This window comes from Glycomyces sp. TRM65418, from assembly GCF_019710475.1.
GTDB lineage: Bacteria > Actinomycetota > Actinomycetes > Mycobacteriales > Micromonosporaceae > Glycomyces.
This window is the reverse complement of record NZ_JAJFAX010000003.1, coordinates 474756-491831: the sequence shown is the minus strand read 5'-3', so window position 1 is coordinate 491831 and position 17076 is coordinate 474756. Positions and strand designations below refer to the sequence as shown.

Annotated in this window: 14 protein-coding genes; 8 read left to right on the top strand and 6 right to left on the bottom strand. The window is 71.0% G+C overall.

All coding sequences use genetic code 11. The features are described from left to right. Nucleotides 1-13: 13 nt before the first annotated feature. Both K3N28_RS10275 and K3N28_RS10270 read right to left on the bottom strand, forming a co-directional pair. Entirely contained in the window at nucleotides 14-892 is an 879-nt protein-coding gene (locus tag K3N28_RS10275) for a RimK family alpha-L-glutamate ligase (protein ID WP_228092417.1), read from the bottom strand. Next, on the bottom strand, nucleotides 889-1077 hold the full coding sequence (locus K3N28_RS10270; protein ID WP_228092416.1) for a lysine biosynthesis protein LysW: 189 nt from the start codon (nucleotides 1075-1077) through the stop codon (nucleotides 889-891). The genes K3N28_RS10275 and K3N28_RS10270 overlap by 4 nt, the downstream gene beginning before the upstream one ends. A gap of 393 nt (nucleotides 1078-1470) precedes the next feature. Between K3N28_RS10270 and K3N28_RS10265 the strand changes: the two genes are divergently transcribed. Next, nucleotides 1471-2457, top strand: a complete 987-nt coding sequence (locus K3N28_RS10265; RefSeq protein WP_228092414.1) for a helix-turn-helix transcriptional regulator — start codon at nucleotides 1471-1473, stop codon at nucleotides 2455-2457. A gap of 71 nt (nucleotides 2458-2528) precedes the next feature. On the opposite strand, the gene K3N28_RS23255 is transcribed toward K3N28_RS10265, so the two are convergent. The 3 genes from K3N28_RS23255 to K3N28_RS10255 all read right to left on the bottom strand — a co-directional run bounded on the left by K3N28_RS23255 (nucleotide 2529) and on the right by K3N28_RS10255 (nucleotide 3825). Beyond that, nucleotides 2529-2663 (bottom strand): hypothetical protein, encoded by a 135-nt coding sequence (locus K3N28_RS23255; protein ID WP_255640267.1) that lies wholly within the window; start codon nucleotides 2661-2663, stop codon nucleotides 2529-2531. Nucleotides 2664-2797: 134 nt separating this feature from the next. Next, nucleotides 2798-3481 carry a haloacid dehalogenase type II gene (locus K3N28_RS10260; protein ID WP_228092413.1) on the bottom strand — a complete coding sequence of 228 codons (684 nt, stop codon included), beginning with the start codon at nucleotides 3479-3481 and terminating at the stop codon, nucleotides 2798-2800. A 128-nt stretch (nucleotides 3482-3609) separates the two neighbouring features. After that, nucleotides 3610-3825, bottom strand: coding sequence for a hypothetical protein (locus K3N28_RS10255; RefSeq protein WP_228092410.1), 216 nt, complete (start codon nucleotides 3823-3825; stop codon nucleotides 3610-3612). 40 nt (nucleotides 3826-3865) lie between these two features. Between K3N28_RS10255 and clpS the strand changes: the two genes are divergently transcribed. Beyond that, complete coding sequence (gene clpS, locus K3N28_RS10250) at nucleotides 3866-4216, top strand: ATP-dependent Clp protease adapter ClpS (protein WP_228092409.1); 351 nt, start codon at nucleotides 3866-3868, stop codon at nucleotides 4214-4216. Then, nucleotides 4216-4812 carry a DUF2017 domain-containing protein gene (locus tag K3N28_RS10245; RefSeq protein WP_228092407.1) on the top strand — a complete coding sequence of 199 codons (597 nt, stop codon included), beginning with the start codon at nucleotides 4216-4218 and terminating at the stop codon, nucleotides 4810-4812. The genes clpS and K3N28_RS10245 overlap by 1 nt, the downstream gene beginning before the upstream one ends. 38 nt (nucleotides 4813-4850) lie before the next feature. On the opposite strand, the gene K3N28_RS10240 is transcribed toward K3N28_RS10245, so the two are convergent. Beyond that, a complete protein-coding gene (locus tag K3N28_RS10240) occupies nucleotides 4851-7631 on the bottom strand; it encodes a hypothetical protein (RefSeq protein ID WP_228092406.1) in 2781 nt (926 codons plus the stop codon). A gap of 185 nt (nucleotides 7632-7816) precedes the next feature. Between K3N28_RS10240 and K3N28_RS10235 the strand changes: the two genes are divergently transcribed. The 5 genes from K3N28_RS10235 (at nucleotide 7817) to K3N28_RS10215 (ending at nucleotide 17029) form a co-directional block, all read left to right on the top strand. Then, nucleotides 7817-10051 (top strand): carbohydrate-binding protein, encoded by a 2235-nt coding sequence (locus K3N28_RS10235; protein WP_228092404.1) that lies wholly within the window; start codon nucleotides 7817-7819, stop codon nucleotides 10049-10051. Between the two features lie 80 nt (nucleotides 10052-10131). Then, entirely contained in the window at nucleotides 10132-11820 is a 1689-nt protein-coding gene (locus K3N28_RS10230; RefSeq protein ID WP_228092403.1) for a DUF2264 domain-containing protein, read from the top strand. A 192-nt stretch (nucleotides 11821-12012) separates the two neighbouring features. Beyond that, nucleotides 12013-13314, top strand: a complete 1302-nt coding sequence (locus K3N28_RS10225) for an ABC transporter substrate-binding protein (protein ID WP_228092401.1) — start codon at nucleotides 12013-12015, stop codon at nucleotides 13312-13314. A gap of 141 nt (nucleotides 13315-13455) precedes the next feature. Continuing rightward, nucleotides 13456-14526, top strand: coding sequence for a LacI family DNA-binding transcriptional regulator (locus K3N28_RS10220; RefSeq protein WP_228092398.1), 1071 nt, complete (start codon nucleotides 13456-13458; stop codon nucleotides 14524-14526). A 145-nt stretch (nucleotides 14527-14671) separates the two neighbouring features. Continuing rightward, complete coding sequence (locus K3N28_RS10215; protein ID WP_228092397.1) at nucleotides 14672-17029, top strand: endo-1,4-beta-xylanase; 2358 nt, start codon at nucleotides 14672-14674, stop codon at nucleotides 17027-17029. Nucleotides 17030-17076: the final 47 nt, after the last annotated feature.

The following is a 17076-nucleotide window of genomic DNA, read 5'->3' as shown; positions in this document are numbered from 1 at the left end:
GGACTCCTCCTTCTCAGCCGGCGGCCGGCAGGGTGGTGGCGAGGTTCGCGCTGACGTGTTCGGCCACGGCGGCGGCGATGTCGACGCCGTGCACCATGGAGGACTTCGCGAACTCGGGGTTGGCGTTGACCTCCAGGACCTTGAGTTCGCCGGCGGCGCGGTCCTCGACCAGGTCGATGCCGTAGAAGCCCTCGCCGAGGATGTCGGTCACCTTGCGGCACAGCTCGGACATCTCGTCGGTGACCTCGAGGCGCTCGACGTCGGCGCCGAGCGTGGTGTTGGTGCGCCAGTGCTCGGAGACGCGGCGGATGGCCGCCACCGGTTCGGCGCCGACGACGACGACCCGCAGGTCGTGGCCGGGCTTGTCGACGTACTCCTGCACGAGGACCGGGAAGAGCTTCCCGGCGGCGTCGGCGGACTCGCGGCCGCCGATCCACGCGTCCACGCACTCGACGTTGACCATGCGGGTGACGCCCCGGCCCCAGGAGCCGCTGACCGGTTTGACGACCGAGGGCCACCCGAACGCCGCGACGGCCTCGCGCACCTGATCGAAGCTGAACGCGAGGTGCGATTCGGGGTGGGGGACGCCGTGACGGGAGAACATGAGCGCCTGGATGCCCTTGTCGCCGCAGGCCTCGATGGCCGAGGAGCGGTTGAGGACGTCGATGCCCGAGTGCTCGAGCAGCCGCGCCGTGGTGTGGGCCTGCTGATGGGAGACGTTGCGGATCAGGCCGAGCCGGGCGGCGGACCCGCCGCGGACGACCGCGCCGAGGTCGGGCGGCAGGAGGGTCGTCACGGCGAGGCCGCGCGCCCGGAGCGCCGCCCCGAGGAGCTTCTCCTCGGGGCGGAGCACGGTGACCGACAGGAGGACGTCGGCCTGCAGGTCGTTCACTCGCCCCAGTCCTCTTCGACCTCGGGGGCGAGTTCGACGCGGGTGCGTTCGGGGGTCTGCTCGGCGATCTCGTGCTCTTGGCCGCAGGAGGCGCATTCGACGATCTCGCCCTTCTCCCAATCGGCGTCGATGGTGAAGGGCGCGTCGCAGACGAGGCAGTCGGCGGAGGCGGTCTGAGTGCTCATGTGGCGGCCACCGGTTCCTTCCTGAAGGTGGGGGAGGGTTCGCGTCCAACTCTGGCCGCCGCGCACGGGAGTCGTCAGTGGTCACTTGTGCGCACGGGAGTGCGAGCATTTCTGCCACGGACCGAGACGGCGACGGAGGCAACCGGACCCGCCTCCGGACGCGTCCCCTGTTCGCTTCGGACGGTCGAAGCCGCCGGCCTCCGGAGTGACCGTGCGCAGCGAGGCGCTTCCACTTCGTATGCGCGCGTGTTATATGCGTGTTATATTTCGACCGGTGACCGAACCGCGACGCCGGTGTCCCGGTCGGGCCGATCCGCTCCGCTCGCGGTGCACCACCTGCCGTCGCCGAATCCGCCCGGGACCCGGGCCGGTTCCCCCCTCGGAAGGACCCCCATGCTCAGCACCTTCGGATTCGACTCGGAGACCGAAGCCGTCTATCTCGCGCTGCTCGACAATCCGACCCTCGAGGTGGCGAAGCTGGCCGAGCTGACCCAGTGCGAGCGCGACGCGGTGCAGACCGCCATCGACGACCTCAGCCGCGCCGCCCTGATCACCAACGAGGACGGCCGGGTCTCCCTCGTGGACCCGCAGGTCGGTCTCGCCTCGCTCCTCGCCAGGCAGCAGGCCGCGGTCGCCAACATGCAGCACCAGCTCGAAGAGGGCCGGATGGCCATGACCCGCATGCTCTCCAAGTACGGGGCCAAGGCCCCCGGGGACAGCGGCGTGGAGCAGCTCATCGGGCTCAAGGCCATCCGCGCCCGCATCGCCGAGCTCGCCGCCGCATGCGTCGAGGAGCAGCTCATCCTCGTCCCCGTCGGCAAGCTCACCCCCGAGACCTTCGAAGAGGCGCAGGCGGTCGACGAGGACGTCCTCAAGCGCGGGGTGCGGATGAAGTCGGTCTACCTCGACGCCGTCCGCAACGACCCCTACACCATGGAAGCCCTGAACTGGGAGATCGAGTCGGGCGGCGAGGTCCGCACCGCGCCGTCCCTGCCGCTGCGGATGATCGTCTTCGACCGCGAGCGCGCCATCATCCCCATCGACGACCTGGACTGCGAGATCGGGGCGCTCGTCCTCGGCAACCGCGTCATCATCCAGGCGATGGTCGCCCTGTTCATCAACATCTGGGCCGACGCCCAGCCCTTGACCCGCCGCCGCCCCGGCCGCGCCGAGCCGCTCACCGCCCAGGAGCAGCACGTGCTCAAACTCTGGGCCCAGGGCCACACCGACGCCTCGGCGGCCCGCCAGATGAAGGTCTCCCACCGCACGATCCGGCGCCTCTCCGAGGACCTCACCAAGCGCCTCGGGGCGCGCAGCCGCTTCCAACTCGGCGCGCTGGCCTCGGCCCGCGGTCTCATCTGCGAGGCCGACCTGATCTGACCCGAACGACGACGGCACCGCGCCGTGAAGGCGCGATGCCGTGTTCGGAGCCGGGGTGGTGCCGGATTCGGTTACCCTCCGACCGCCGGGCCGCCGTTGCCCCAGCCGTTGCCGGCGAGGTCGGCCTCGTCGGCATGGCCGGTCCCGGTGGCGGCCAGGCCGAACACGAGGAGCGCGGTGAGGGAGAGGGCCAGCGAAACGATCATGCGTCGCACAGTGTTCTTCCTGTCATCGAGGGTTGCTCAGGTACGACGCAATTGAAGCGGATCGACTCCACTACTGACAGTCGGCAAAAGTGGCCGCCCCCGATTTAGGCCATACCTCCGGCAAGTGGGCGCTCTCAGCGGTCGAGCAGGACGTCCGCGAGGCCGGCCAGGCTCTCGGCCTCGAAGTCGAACGCGTCGCCGGCGAGGGGCGCGTCGCCGATCGGACGCCGCACATAGGCGGTGCTCAGGCCCATCGCCTGCGCGCCGCGGAGGTCCCAGGCGTGGGCGGCGACCATGAGGACGCGGGAGGCCGCCGTCCCGGCGAGGAGGAGCGCGAGCCGGTACACGTCGGGTGCGGGCTTGTAGGTCTGCACGTCCTCCGCCGAGAGCAGGAAGTGCCAGCGCAGCCCGGCGTGGGCGCTCAGCCGCGGGAGGGTCGCCCGGCTCGCGTTGGACAGGCCCACGATCGGGAAGCGCGCCGCGAGGCGGTCGAGGGACGCGACGGTGTCGGGCCAGGGGTCGAGCCGACGCCCGGCGGTCGCGAGCCGGTCGATCGCCGCGGCGTCGGTGACGCCGCACTCCGCGGCCACCAGCCCGGCGGCCTCGCGGTCGATCGCCTCGCTACTGGCGTAGGGCCGCTCGCCGTCGACGATCTGCCGCTGCAGTCGGGCCACGTGGCCCGCCCACGCCTCGGCCATGTCGTCGACGTCGGCGTCCGGGGCCGCCTCGGCGATGGCGGCCTTGATGCCGCCGGGTTCGTCGACGAGGGTGCCGAGGAGGTCGAACACGAGCACATCGATGTCGGGCTGCGCGGGCATGCGGCTCCGTCTTCCTGGTCGATCGTGGTCTCCGTCGGCGGCGGCGTGCCGCCCGACCGGGGAGGCTGTCGGGGTACAGGCTACCGCCGCCGACTCGCGGTCGGCGGCGGCGGTTTCCCGGCCGGCCATCAGGCAGGCCGAAGGCCCGCGGCCGCGCGCCTTTCGTCGAGCTGCCGCATCCGCTCGCGCGAGCCGAAGCGGGAGACCGGTTCCCTCCCGGTGCCGCCCTCGTGCTCGCAGCGCCGCGTCGCGGCCTCGGTCGCGGGCGTCTCGGCGCCGGGGACGCCCGCCGCATCCCCGAAGCCGTCGAGCGGTTCGGAGATCAATCCGATACCCGTCGCCACCGCGGCCCACCGGATCCGCTCCTGATGGCAGCATTGGTGTGTGAGCGCCCATCCGCCATCCGCGACCGCCGTCCCGCCGTACCGGAGCGCATTCGGCGCCCCGGCCGAGACCGAGCGCTCGGCCCCGTCCGCGACGCCCGCCGAGGTCGCCGAACCCGACCCGCCGTGGATCACGATCGTCCACAACGACCCCGTCAATCTCATGAGCTACGTGGCGTACGTCTTCCAGACGTACTTCGGCTACTCCGAAGCGAAGGCGAACCAGCTGATGCTCGACGTCCACAACAAGGGCCGCGCGGTGGTCTCCAGCGGCAGCCGCGAGGAGATGGAGCGCGACGTGCAGGCCATGCACGGCTACGGCCTCTGGGCGACCCTCCGGCAGGACCGTTGATGGCGGGCTACTTCAAGCCGCTGCGCGGCGGCGGCGCGGCCGTGGACTTCGACGACGTCGAGATCGCGGTCCTGCGCGACTACGCCGAGCAGCTCGTGGAGCTGATCGGCCCCTGCGGCGCCCTCGGCGGCGACGCCGAGGAGCTCATCGAATCCGCGTTCGACGCCGGACCGAGCGAGCCGCCCGCCGACCCCGTCCTGGCCCGCCTCTTCCCCGACGCCTACACCGATCCCGACGGCCCCGCGGACGAGATCGACGCCCGCGCCGCCTCCGCCGAGTTCCGCCGCTTCACCGAGAACGACCTGCGCGCCCGCAAACGCGAGGACGCGCTGGCGGTGATCCGCTCGCTGGACGCGCTCGACCCGGTGGGGGACCGCCGCGTGATGCTCCACCTGAAGCCCGACGAGTGCCGGCATTGGCTCGGCACCTTGAACGACCTGCGGCTGGCCATCGCCACGCGGCTGGAGATCACCGACGACGAGGTGTACGAGGAGCTGCGCGAGCTGCCGGACGCCGACGTGCGCAAGCCCCTGGCGATGGTCTACGACTGGCTCACGGGCCTGCAGGACACCCTGGTCGAGGCGATGACGCGCTGAGCGGGGCGGGCCGAAGCCCGCCCCGCTCGCCTCCTCCGCTACTCGTCGGGGACGTGGTCCCCGATCAGCGCGAGGTTCTGGATCGCGGCCGCGCCCCACTGCGCGGCGTCATTGGTGGACATGCGCGGCCACCAGTCGGTCGGGTTGAGCGTGTCCGCGACCTTCTGGGTCTCGTGCGGCCATCCCTGGTTGCCCTCCCACCACGGGTACTGGGTCTGGAACACCTGCCACGCCTTCGCGGCGAGGGCGTCGTCGCCGGTCTTGACGGCCGCGTACGCGGCCGCCCGCGAGTACGCCCACAGGAACAGGTCGCCGAAACGGCCGCCGTACTCGGCCTCCTGCTCGGCGCGGGTGGCGATGTAGAAGCGCCCGTACTTGAGCCAGTCCGCCTCGAACGCGGGCATGTCCACGTTCACGAGGAGCTCGGGGATGATCTCCAGGCGGCCGAAGCCGTTGGAGAGGTTGCTGCGCTCCGTGACCGGGTTCTCGGCGATGGCGTACCGGCGGGTCTCCATGTTGTACAGCGCGGAGCCCTGCGCGATGCCGTTGGGCTGCGCGGCGATGGTCTCCATGGTGCCGAGGATCTTGTCCTTGCACGCCTCCCAGTCCGGGCCGCGGCGCTCCCATTCGGTCAGCCACGCCGCGGCCAGGGGCGCCCAGCTCGTGCCGAATCCGATCTCGAGCGCGGTCGGGTCGGGCACGTACTCGTCCTGGCGGATCTTGCGGCCGGTGTCGAGGACCAGGGCGGTCTTCTCGGAGTCCGACAGCGCGCGCAGCTGGTCGCCGGTGCGTTCGTCGGCGGTGAGGTAGTAGAAGTACCGCAGGTAGTTCGCGTTGGAGACGCGGACCTGCTTGGAGGAGTCGCCCCAGTGCTGCACGCCGTGCCTGGTGCCCAGGCCGGCCCACTCGCCGAGGTGGTAGGTGTTGACCTCGCTGGTCTTGCGGGTCATGGCCTCGGCGAAGCGGAAGGCGTCGGCGCCGTTGGTGTGGAGGTAGTACAGCCACAGCCATATGTCCGGCGAGAGCTCGGAGTTGTCCCAGGCGTAGCCGCCCACGTCGTAGCGCCAGGCCTTCCGGTCCTCGTCCTGGGAGTGCATGACGTCGCCGTAGTCCCAGAAGCCGTACCAGTGCCGCTGGTCCTGCGCGGTCTTGTAGTAGGCGAAGTTGCCGTCGAGGACGTCCTCCACGTACTCCTTGAACGGGTGGGACCGGTCGACGGGCCCGAACAGCCCGCCGAAGGCCTTGGCCGCGGCCATGTGCTCGCTGGGGGCGATCACCTGTGGCTGGGCGCGGACGGCGTCGGCCATGTGCCCCAGGCGGTCGCGGTCGGGCGTGGCTTCGGTGACCCAGAACTGGAGCTCGGTGGTGCGGGCCGCGCCGTAGGGGGTGCCGAACCCGGGTTCGTAGTCCTCGTAGGTCACCTCGAGGGCGTCGAGCTGCTTCGCGTAGGTGTCCTGGCCGAGACCGTCGTGGTAGAACCGGTTGTCCATCGGCTGCGCCTCGGGGGACCACATCCACACGGTCACCGTGGCCTCGTCGGTGTGGGCGTTGCGGATGTCGAGCCCGGTGGGGTGGCGCTGCCAGAAGTCCTTCATGCCGAAGCCGAACCCGCCGGAGGGTCCGCCGAGGTAGGCGAACCCGGAGGCGCGGCGGCCCTGGTCGACCGGCACCCAGGCGTGGCCGCCCTTGGTGCGCTTCTTGATCGCGAAGCCCTCGCTGGTGAGCTGCGTGAGGGAGTAGTCGCCCCAGTCGGGAATCCAGTGCAGGCGCGAGGTGACACGCTGGTCCCAGGTGGAGGGATCGGGCAGGGCCTTCCCGGCGATCTGGGCGTCGCGCACCGCCTTGCCCGGGTCGCGGCGCAGGCCCGTGATGCCCTTGACCGCTTCCGTGAGCTGGCCGTGGCCTTCGCCGACGAACCTGATGTGCCGGTCGTACATCTTGTCGGTGAGCGCCACCTTGAAGCGCACGCCGAGCCCGGCGATGAAGGCGTCGTCGCCGTCGGAGTCGTAGACGAAGTTGTGGACCATGCGGAAGGACTCGCCGCCCGCGTAGAAGTACAACCGGACGGTGAACGGCAGCCAGGACTTGCCGCGGCCGCCGGTCTTGCGGTGGTGGCCCTGGACCTTGACGACCGCCCGCACCGGGCCGTCCTGCTCGACCGTGACCTCCTCGATGTCGCTGGTGAACCGGTCGCGGGTGACCGATCCGGTCTCGGGGTCGGGGGCCTCGGCCTGGGTGATGTTGACCAGGTGCCCGCCTTTGACGATCGTGCGGTCGCCGCGTTTGACGTGCTTGATGAGGTCGGTGCCGCGCTTGTTGATCCGCGCGGTGATGACGCCGGTCTTGACGTCGATGTGGTTCTTCGCGTCCGAGACGGTGACCGGGAACGCCGGGGCGGCGGGCGCGCCGGCGCTGAGCGTGAAGGACTCCTGCGTGGCCGCCGGGCCGATGGCGTGGCCGGTCCACTTGAGGGACCCGTCCGGCCAGAACGCAAGGGGCCAGGTCTGCACCGGCACCGTCGCGCCGTCGTCGGCGACGAGCTGGAACTGCTGGTCCTCGGGGAACCGGCCCGGCCCCCAGGGGACGCCCCAGGTCGATCCGGGCGATTCGGCGGGCCGGCCCTCGAGCCAGGCGAGGTCGACTGAGTCGGGCCCGGCGTCGTCGGTCGTGTCGCTCTGGGCGTGAGCGGGGGAGGAGTCGAGGAAGGCCGCCGCGGCGGCCACTCCGGCGGTGGTGGCGAGGATGCCGCGGCGGCTCACGCCTCCGGGCCGGTCCTCGGCGGGGGGAAGGGTCGCAGATGTCGCTGCGGGCCCGGTCATGGTGCCTCCAAGGGGACGATTGACATCGCTGCTTAAAGCGTTTTAACATCTGAGTGGCTCAATATAGCCAAACGTCGATGCCCAGTCAACCGGCTGAGATCAGCTAACCGACACCGAGACGATCACGACTACGGCCGTCCCCGGTCACATCGACGCTCCGTTCGCCCGGCATGATGGGAGCAATCATGGAAACGTTTACGCGAAGAGCGCCATTGCGGCGCTGGGTCGCCGGGGCCGCGGTCGCCCTGCTGGCGCTCGCGGGAGGCTTCGCCGCGAGCACCGCGACCTCGCACGCCCAGGACGGCAGGTACGAGGCCGAGCGGTCGCCGGCCGTCTGCGACGGCACGGTCGACGCGAACCACTCCGGCTACTCCGGCAGCGGATTCTGCAACACCCCCAACGCCGTCGGCGCCGCCGTGGCGTTCACGTTCAACGCCTCCCAGGCGGGCACCGCGACCCTCGGGATCCGCTACGCCAGCGGCGGGAGCGACACCCGCCCGGCCGACGTCCAGGTCAACGGCTCGACGGCGCGGTCCGCGGTCGGGTTCGCGAGCACCGGCGCGTGGAACGCCTGGTCCACCAACTCGGTCACCGTGCCGGTGAAGGCGGGCTCCAACACGGTCCGCCTCGTCGCCACCACCGCGTCGGGCCTCGCCAACATCGACTACCTCGACGTCGCCACGGGCGGGAGCCCGGCGCAGGGGACCCGTCCGATGGAGGATCTCGACCGAGGCGTCGTGGCCGTACGGAACGGCGGCGACGTCCTGGTCAGCTGGCGCCTGCTCGGGCTCGACCCCACGGGCATCGGCTTCAACGTCTACCGGTCGGCCGGCGGCGGCAACGAGGTGAAGCTCAACTCGAGCCCGCTGACGGGCGGCACCAACTACCTCGACCGCACCGCGAACCTGTCCCAGTCGAACACGTACCGGGTCGCCCCGGTCGTCGGCGGCGTCGAGCAGGAGCGGAGCCCCGGATTCACGTTGACGGCCGACCACGCCGACGAACCGGCCGTCCGCATTCCGCTGCGCAACGGCGGCCCGATCAACTTCACCTGGGTCGGCGACCTCGACGGCGACGGCGCCTACGACTACGTGGTCGACCGCCAGACCTCCCCGCAGAAGATCGAGGCCTACTCCGGCAAGGGCGCCTTCCTCTGGGAAGTCGACATGGGGCCCAACAGCACCGACCAGAACAACATCGAAGGCGGCTCGGCCACCATCAACGTCGGTCACAACGACGGCGTCACCGTCTACGACTTCGACAGCGACGGCCGGGCCGAAGTCGCGGTCAGGATCGCCAACGGCGTGACCTTCGGCAACGGCGCCAGATTCAACCACTCCAATGACACCGAGCAGTTCATCGCCATCCTCGACGGGCGGACCGGCGCGCTCCGCTCCTCGGCGAAGGTGCCCACCGACTACCTCTCGGACGGCCCGATGTACGCCCGGTTCGCCGCCTGCCACCTCGACGGCGAAACGCCGAGCCTGGTCGCCTTCATGAAGAACCGCATCGGCAACGGCGGGTTCAACCTCATGGTGAGCGCCTGGAACTTCAACGGCAGCAGCGTCAACCTGCAGTGGAAGTGGCTGCGCGGCAACGGGAACCACCCGGACGGGCACAACAGCCGCTGCCTCGACGTCGACGGGAACGGCACCGACGAGTTCGTCGAGATCGGATTCGTCCTCAACGGCGACGGCAGCCTGCGCTATTCGATGGGCAGCCAGGGCGTCGTGCACGGCGACCGCTTCCACATCGCCGACATGGACCCGAGCCGACCGGGCCTGGAAGGCTACGCCGTGCAGCAGGACAACCCGAGCGGGCTGCGCGAGTACTACTACGATGCCGCCACCGGTCGGATCATCTGGAAGCACGTGCTGAGCGGTACCGCCGACGTCGGACGCGGCATGGCCGGCGACGTCGACCCGCGGCACCCGGGCATGGAGGTCTGGTCGTTCGACGGCCTCTACAACGCCCCGAGCAACCGGCTGACCGAGCCCGACACCAACCTGCGGCCCTACCCGCAGATGGGCCTGTGGTGGGACGGCGACGTCACGATGGAGCTGTTCAACAGCGGCAAGATCGAGAAGTGGGACCCGAACAACCCCACCACGACCAACAGCCTGCCGCGGCTGGAGCAGACCTGGAGCTACGGCGGTGTCCTCGGGCCGCGCAGCCAACCCACCCTGCTCGCCGACATCCTCGGCGACTGGCGCGAGGAGGTCGTCCTTCCCAACAGCTCGTACAACGAGCTGATCATCTTCACCACCGATCGGCCGAGCGACATCCGGCTGTACACCCTGGCGCACAACCCGGCCTACCGGAACGACATGACCGTCAAGGGCTACATGCAGTCCCACCACGTCGACTACTTCCTGGGCGCGGGCATGAGCGCGCCGCCCAGGCCCGACATCACCTACTGAACCGTCCACCGGACACCGCGGGGCCGCCGTCCGCCACGAGCGGGCGTCGGCCCCGCCCCGACCTGAAAGCCAGCACCACTGTGACCTCACCTCTGCGGGCGTTCGGCCCGCTCGAACCGACCCGCGCCGGCTGGCAGGCCGCCGCGGTCGCGATCGGCCGACCCGCCGTCGAATTGGCCGCCCAAGGCCCCGACGCCATGCCGGTGACCATGTCGAACCACTCCCACCTGGAGAACTGGTTCGAACTGCTCACCCGCCCGCTCTGGGGCCTGACCGCCGCGAAGACCGCGGTCGCCCCGGACCTGTGGGCGCTCCTCAGCGCCACGCTCGCGCGCGCCCTCGACCCCGGCGACGCCTGGTACGTCGGCGACCTGAACGACGCCGACCAGCGCTGCGTCGAGGCCGCCGCCGTCGGCTGGGCCCTCGCCGCCGCCCCCGAGCACCTCTGGGACCCGCTCGGACCCAAGGACAAAGACCACGTCGCGGACTGGCTCGGCAAGGCCTACGCCACCGGCGTGGTCGACAGCAATTGGCACTGGTTCCCGGTCCTCGTCGGCCACGGCCTCGACCGGATCGGCGCCGACCGCGACCCCGCCGTCGCCGCCGCCCATCTCGACCGCATCGGCGAGTTCCTGCTGCGCGACGGCGTCTTCGAGGACGGCCCCGGCGGCCGGGTCGACTACTACAACCCGTTCGCGTTCCACACGTACGGGCTGCTCCACTACCGCCTCAGCGGCGACGACCGGTTCGTCGAGCCCGCCGCCGCGTTCGCCCGCACGTTCCGGTCCTGGTTCGCGGCCGACGGCGCGGCCGTCCCCTACGGGCGCAGCCTCGGCTACCGCTTCGCACAGGGGTCGCTGTGGGGTGCGCTGGCCGCCGCGGACGTCGAGGCCGTGCCGTGGGCCGAGGCCGCCGGGTTCAGCCGCCGCCACCTCCAGTGGTGGTGGGACAAGCCGATCCTGGAGCCCGACGGGCGCCTGAGCGTGGGCTACGGCTACCCGAACGACGCCGTGGTGGAGCAGTACCTCACCGCCGGCTCCCCGTGGTGGGCCACGAAGGCCTTCGCCGGGCTGCTCGCCGGAGCCGACCATCCGTTCTGGACGTCCGCTCCAGCGGTCCCCGGTCCGGTGGTCGAGCCGAACCTGGCGGTGCGCGCCGTCCACGTCCGCGACGAGGCCGGGCACGTGACCCGGCTCAACGCCCAGTCGTGGCGCGCGAAGATGCGCGGCGGCAGGGACACCTACGGGAAGTTCGCCTACTCGAGCCTCGCCGGGTTCTCGCACGCGGCGAACGGGCCCGGCCTCGAGGCGGCCGTGCCGGACGGTGCGCTCGTGCTCTCCGAGGACGGCGTCCGCTGGAGGGGCCGCGAGGACTCCGAGGGCGGCCGCCTCGACGGCCGCACGCTCATGGTCGTGTGGCGGCCTTGGGAGGACGTCACCGTCACCACCTCGATGGAGGCCGGCGTCGACGGCTGGCACACCCGCGTCCACGAGATCGCGACCGGCCGGACCCTCCACACCGGGGAGGGCGGGTGGTGCGTGCCGCGGGAGGGCTGCGACGCCGCGGTCGCCAACGACCGGATCGTGGTGACCTCCCAGGGCGTCCGCAGCGAGATCGTCGACGACGACGGGCTGCGGCGGCCCGAGCTGCTCGCGCCGATGCCCGGCACGCACCTGTACTGGCCGAGCACCGTCCTCCCCGTGCTCCGGGGCGTCCTCGAACCCGGTCGGCACGTGTACCGCGCGCGGTTCTTCGCGGGTGAGGCGTAGCCGACGCCGAAACGTCGCCCACGGCCCTTGACAGTGCTGGAAAACGCGTTCTATGGTGGCGCGAGCGAAAAGTTAAAACGATTTAAGTCTCTGCCCGTCCGTGAACCACTCGCCTCGGCCCCCGAGGCCGACCGATCCGATCCGCAAGCCCCGCCGCGGCGGGACCCCTCACCCCATAGGAGTGCGTCAACGATGATCCACCACCCCGTCCGCAACCCGATCCGCCGCCGGACCCTGCTCACCGGCGCCGCGGCCACCGCAGCGCTCGGCGCGGCCGCCGCATGCGGCGACGACGGCCCCGCCGGCACGGCCGACGACCCCGTCACCATCAGCTTCGAGTGGTGGGGCGACGACGCCCGCGCCGAGGTCACCAAGCAGGCCGTCGACCTGTTCACGGCCAAGAACGAGGGCATCGAGGTCCGCACGAACTTCGCGGACTACCCCGTCTACTGGGAGGGCCTGACCGGCCGCATGGCCTCGCGCGACCTGCCCGACGTGTTCCAGATGGACTACCCGCGCCTGCGCCAGTTCGGCTCCAGCGGCATGCTGCTGCCCCTCGACGGCCTCGTCAAGACCGACGACTTCCGCGAGGGCATGCTCGACACCGCCACGCTCGACGGCCAGCTCATCGCCGTCCCCGTGGGCAGCAACGTCTTCGGTCTCATCTACCGCGCCGACTGGTTCGAGGAGCACGGCATCGCCCCGCCCGAGGCCGGCTACACCTGGGAGGACTACGGCAACCTCGTCGCCGAGCTGACCACCGCCCTCGGCGAGGGCCGCTGGGGCGGCGTCGACTGGGCCTCCTCGTACCTGTTCCTGGAGCTGTGGCTGCGCCAGCAGGGCGGCAGCTTCTACAGCGACGACGCCGCGAGCCTGAACTTCACCCAGGAGCAGCTCGTCGAGTGGTGGGGGACCAGCGTGCCCTTCGCCGAGCAGGGCGCGATCCCCTCCGCCGAGACCGTGGCCGAATGGACCGGCGGCGGCATGGCCGGCGACCTCGTCGCCACCGAGATCCGCTGGGACACCGCCATCAACGGCTACTGGTCCACCGTGACCGACAACGGCGGCAGGCTCGACATCGCCCCGCCGCCCACCGCCGACCCCGGCAACCTGGCCCTCCACCTGCGCCCGTCGGTGCAGTACGTCATCGGCGCCAACACCGAGCAGGCCGAGGCCAGCGCCAAGCTCATCGACTTCCTCCTCCACGACCCCGAGGCCATCGCGGTCATGGGCACCAACCGCGGCATTCCCTCCACCAACACCGGTCTGGAGAGCGTCGAACTCGACGAGGCCTCGCAGGCCGTCATCGACTACGAGGCCACCGTCGATCAGCACCTCGCCGACGCGCCGGTGATGCCGCCCGCGGCCGCGGGCGCGATCGAGGCCAAGTACACCGAGATCTACGAGCAGGTCCAGTACGGCCAGATGACCCCGGACGAGGCCGCGTCGCTGTTCTTCACCGAGGCCGAGACCCTCTTCGCCTCCGAGCAGTGACCGCCGCGGGGAGCGGCCCGGGGGAACGGCATCGACCCCGGGCCGCTTTCCGTCGCCCCGCCCGACCTTGACACGCCGCCCCGGAACGGGAATCATTGTTTCCGTAAACGTTATCGAGCGAGTTTAACAAGGGCGGGTGCAGTGGCGCGCAAGGCGAACGGTTCAGCTGACGGGACGCGCCACACCACCATCCGCGAGGTGGCCGAACGCGCCGGCGTCTCCGTCGCCACGGTCTCCCGCATCCTCTCCGGCAGCTACCCCGCCGCCCCCGCCACCCGCAGCAAGGTCATGCGCGCCGTCGAAGAGCTCGACTACGTCGCCAACCACCACGCCCGCGCCCTCAGCGGCACCACCCGCAAGAGCATCGCCATCATCGTCAACTCGGTGATCTCCCCGCACTACGCCCATGTCGCCCAAGGGGTCCAGACCCAGGCGGCCGAGGACAGCCGGCTCTGCCAGATCGGCACCACCGGCGGCGACGCCGAACGCGAACTCGCCATGGTCCAGTTCATGCGCGAGCAGCACCCCGAAGCGGTCATCCTCGTCGGCAACGTGGCCGCCGACGACGAGTACCGCGCCCGCATGAGCCGGTACGCCCACGCGCTCGCGGCCATCGGCTCCCGGCTCGTGCTGTGCGGCAGGCCGCCGCTCGGCCCCGACGTGCCCGCGGTGGTCGTCGAGTACGACAACACCGGCGGGGCGTTCGCGGCCACGAGCCACCTGCTCTCCAACGGCCACAAGCGGATCCTGTACCTCGGTCGTCGCCCCGGCTACACCACCGCCGACGCCAGGATCGAGGGCTACCGCGACGCCCTGGCCGCGCACCGCGTGCCCCACGACCCCGACCTGGAGGTCGACGGCACCTTCGAGCGGTTCGAGGGCTACCGGATGATGAAGGCGCGGCTGGCCGCCGGCGCGCCGGACTTCACCGCCGTGTTCGCCGGCAACGACCAGATCGCCGCCGGCGCGCGGCAGGCCCTGATCGAGCACGGCCTCCGCGTGCCCGAGGACGTCTCCATGGTCGGCTTCGACGACCTGCCGCCCGCCGCGGACATCGACCTCACCACGGTCTACCAGCCGCACGAGGAACTCGGGCGCACCGCCGTGCGGCTCGCGCTGGAGCACGCCCGCCAGGGCGGCCCCCCGCCCCACACCGTCCTCGGCACCCACCTCGTCCTGCGCGGCTCGGTCCGCCCCGTCGTCACCGGCTGACCCCTCCGCGCCGCCGCCGCGCACCCGGACATTGACAGACGTCGACAACACCCATACCATGGCACCACCCTCACCTGGAAGTTTCACGAAATCCCCGAAACTTCCGGAAGCCCGCATCCCTCCTCCGCGATGGAGCAACACAGCCATGGAACGTCAAGTCCGAGAACGGCGTCGGCGCCTGCGCGCCCTCGCCGCCGGCACCGGAGCGCTCATCATTCCCGCAGCGCTCGCCTTCGCCCAGCCCGCCTCGGCCCAAGACGACGGCACCGTCGTCTACGCCGCCGACTTCGAGGACGGCACCGTCGGCGACTGGGTCCCCCGCGGGCCGGTCACCCTCGCCGTCGAGGACGGCAGCCTGCTCACGACCGGCCGCTCGGCCGACTGGCACGGCCCCAGCATCGACCTGACCGGCCTCATCGCCCCCGGCGCCCGCTACGAGATCGCGGTGGACGTCCGCTTCGACGCCGACGGCGACGGCGAGGCGATCAGCACCACCGTGCAGCGCGAAGCCGACGGGGAGACCTCCTACGACAGCGTCGTCTACCAGGCCGCCGCGGGCGCCGACTGGACCCGCCTCAGCGGCGAGTACAGCATCACCTCGGCCGCCGACGCCCTCACGTTCTACGTCGAGTCCCCGACCCCCGAGGCCTCCTACTGGATCGACGACTTCCAGATCGTCGAACTCGCCCCGCCCGGCGTCGACCCCGACATCCCCTCGCTCAAGGACGTCCTCGCCGACGACTTCCGCATCGGCGCCGCCGTCGACCCCCGCGACCTCGCCGACCCCTCCGCGCAGCTGCTGAGCAAGCACTTCAACCAGATCACCGCCGAGAACCACATGAAGCCCGACGCGATCCAGCCGACCGAAGGCGAGTTCACCTTCGACGCGGCCGACGAACTCGTCGACTACGCCGAGGCCAACGGCATGGAGGTCTACGGCCACACCTTCCTGTGGCACACCGGCCAGGTCCCCGAATGGTGGTTCCAGTACCCCGAGGGCCACGCCCGCGCCGGCGAGCCGCTCGGCAGCTCCGACGAGGACCGCCAGATCATGCTCGACCGCCTCGAGGCGCACATCGGCGCGCTCGCCGAGCACTACGGCGACCGCATCTGGGCGTGGGACGTGGTCAACGAGGTCATCAGCGACAACAACGCCCAGGTCCACCGCCAGAGCCGCTGGTTCGAGATCTTCGAAGGCCCCGAATACGTCTCGCACGCCTTCCGCATCGCCCGCGAGCAGTTCGACGCCGTGGGCGCCACCGACGTCAAGCTGTTCATCAACGACTACGGCACCGAGAACCCCGGCAAGCGCGACAACCTGTACGACCTGGTCGCCCAGATGCTCGCGGACGGCGTGCCCGTCGACGGCGTCGGCCACCAGACGCACATCAACCTGAACACCTCCATCGACCAGGTCGAGCAGAGCATCGACAAGTTCGCCGAGCTCGGCGTCCTGCAGGCCGTGACCGAACTCGACGTCGCCATCGGCGCGCCCGCCGAGGGCGAGGACTTCCCCGAGTACGAGGACCGCCTCATCGAGCAGGGCCACTACTACCGGGACCTGTTCGCGATGTACCGCGAGCACGGCGACCAGCTCGAATCCGTGACCGTCTGGGGCCTCCACGACGGCCGCTCCTGGCTCCGCAGCATGTCCACCCCGCGCCCGCTGGAGAGCCCGCTGCCCTTCAGCGACACGCTCCAGGCGAAATGGGCCTATTGGGGCATCGTCGACCCCGACCGCCTCCCCGACCTCCCCGACAACGAGGAACCCGACTACGCCCGAGTGCAGGTCCCGCTCGCCGAGACCGCCCCCGGCATCGACGGCGAGAAGGACGCCGCCTGGGACGAGGCCGCCACCGTGGCCACCGACGTGACCGTGGAGGGCAGCGCCGAGGGCGCCAAGGCCGACGTCTCGCTCATGTGGGACGACACGGCGCTCTACGCCCTGTTCGAGGTGACCGACCCGCAGCTCGACGAGAGCAGCCCGAACCCGTGGGAGCAGGACTCGGTCGAACTGTTCCTCAACCCCGGCAACACCAGGGAAGGCGGCTACGGCGAGGCCGACGGCCAGTACCGCGTCAGCTTCACCAACGCGGTCTCCGTGGGCGGCAACGGCCCCGAAGCGGGCGAGATCACCAGCGCCGCCGCCGTGACCGAGACCGGCTACCGGGTCGAGATGGCGATCGCGCTGGCCGACGAGCACACCGAGATCGGCGCCGAGCACGGCCTGGAACTGCAGGTCAACGACGGCACCGACGGCGTCCGCACCGCGGTGCACACCTGGTACGACCCGACCGGCCTCTCCTGGAACACCAACGCGAACTGGGGCATCGCGGAACTGGTCGAAGACGTCGAGGACGGCAACGGCGGCGGCGGGAAGCTGCCGACCACCGGCGTCGGCCTGACCGTCGCGATCGCGGGGGCCGCGGCCCTGGCCGTCGCGGGGTTGGCGACCTTGATCCTGCTGCGCCGCCGCCGCACCGCGGCGAACTGGGGGGAGTAGCCCTAGGACTCCACTGATCGAGGACGGGACCGAACGCTCCCCGGCGG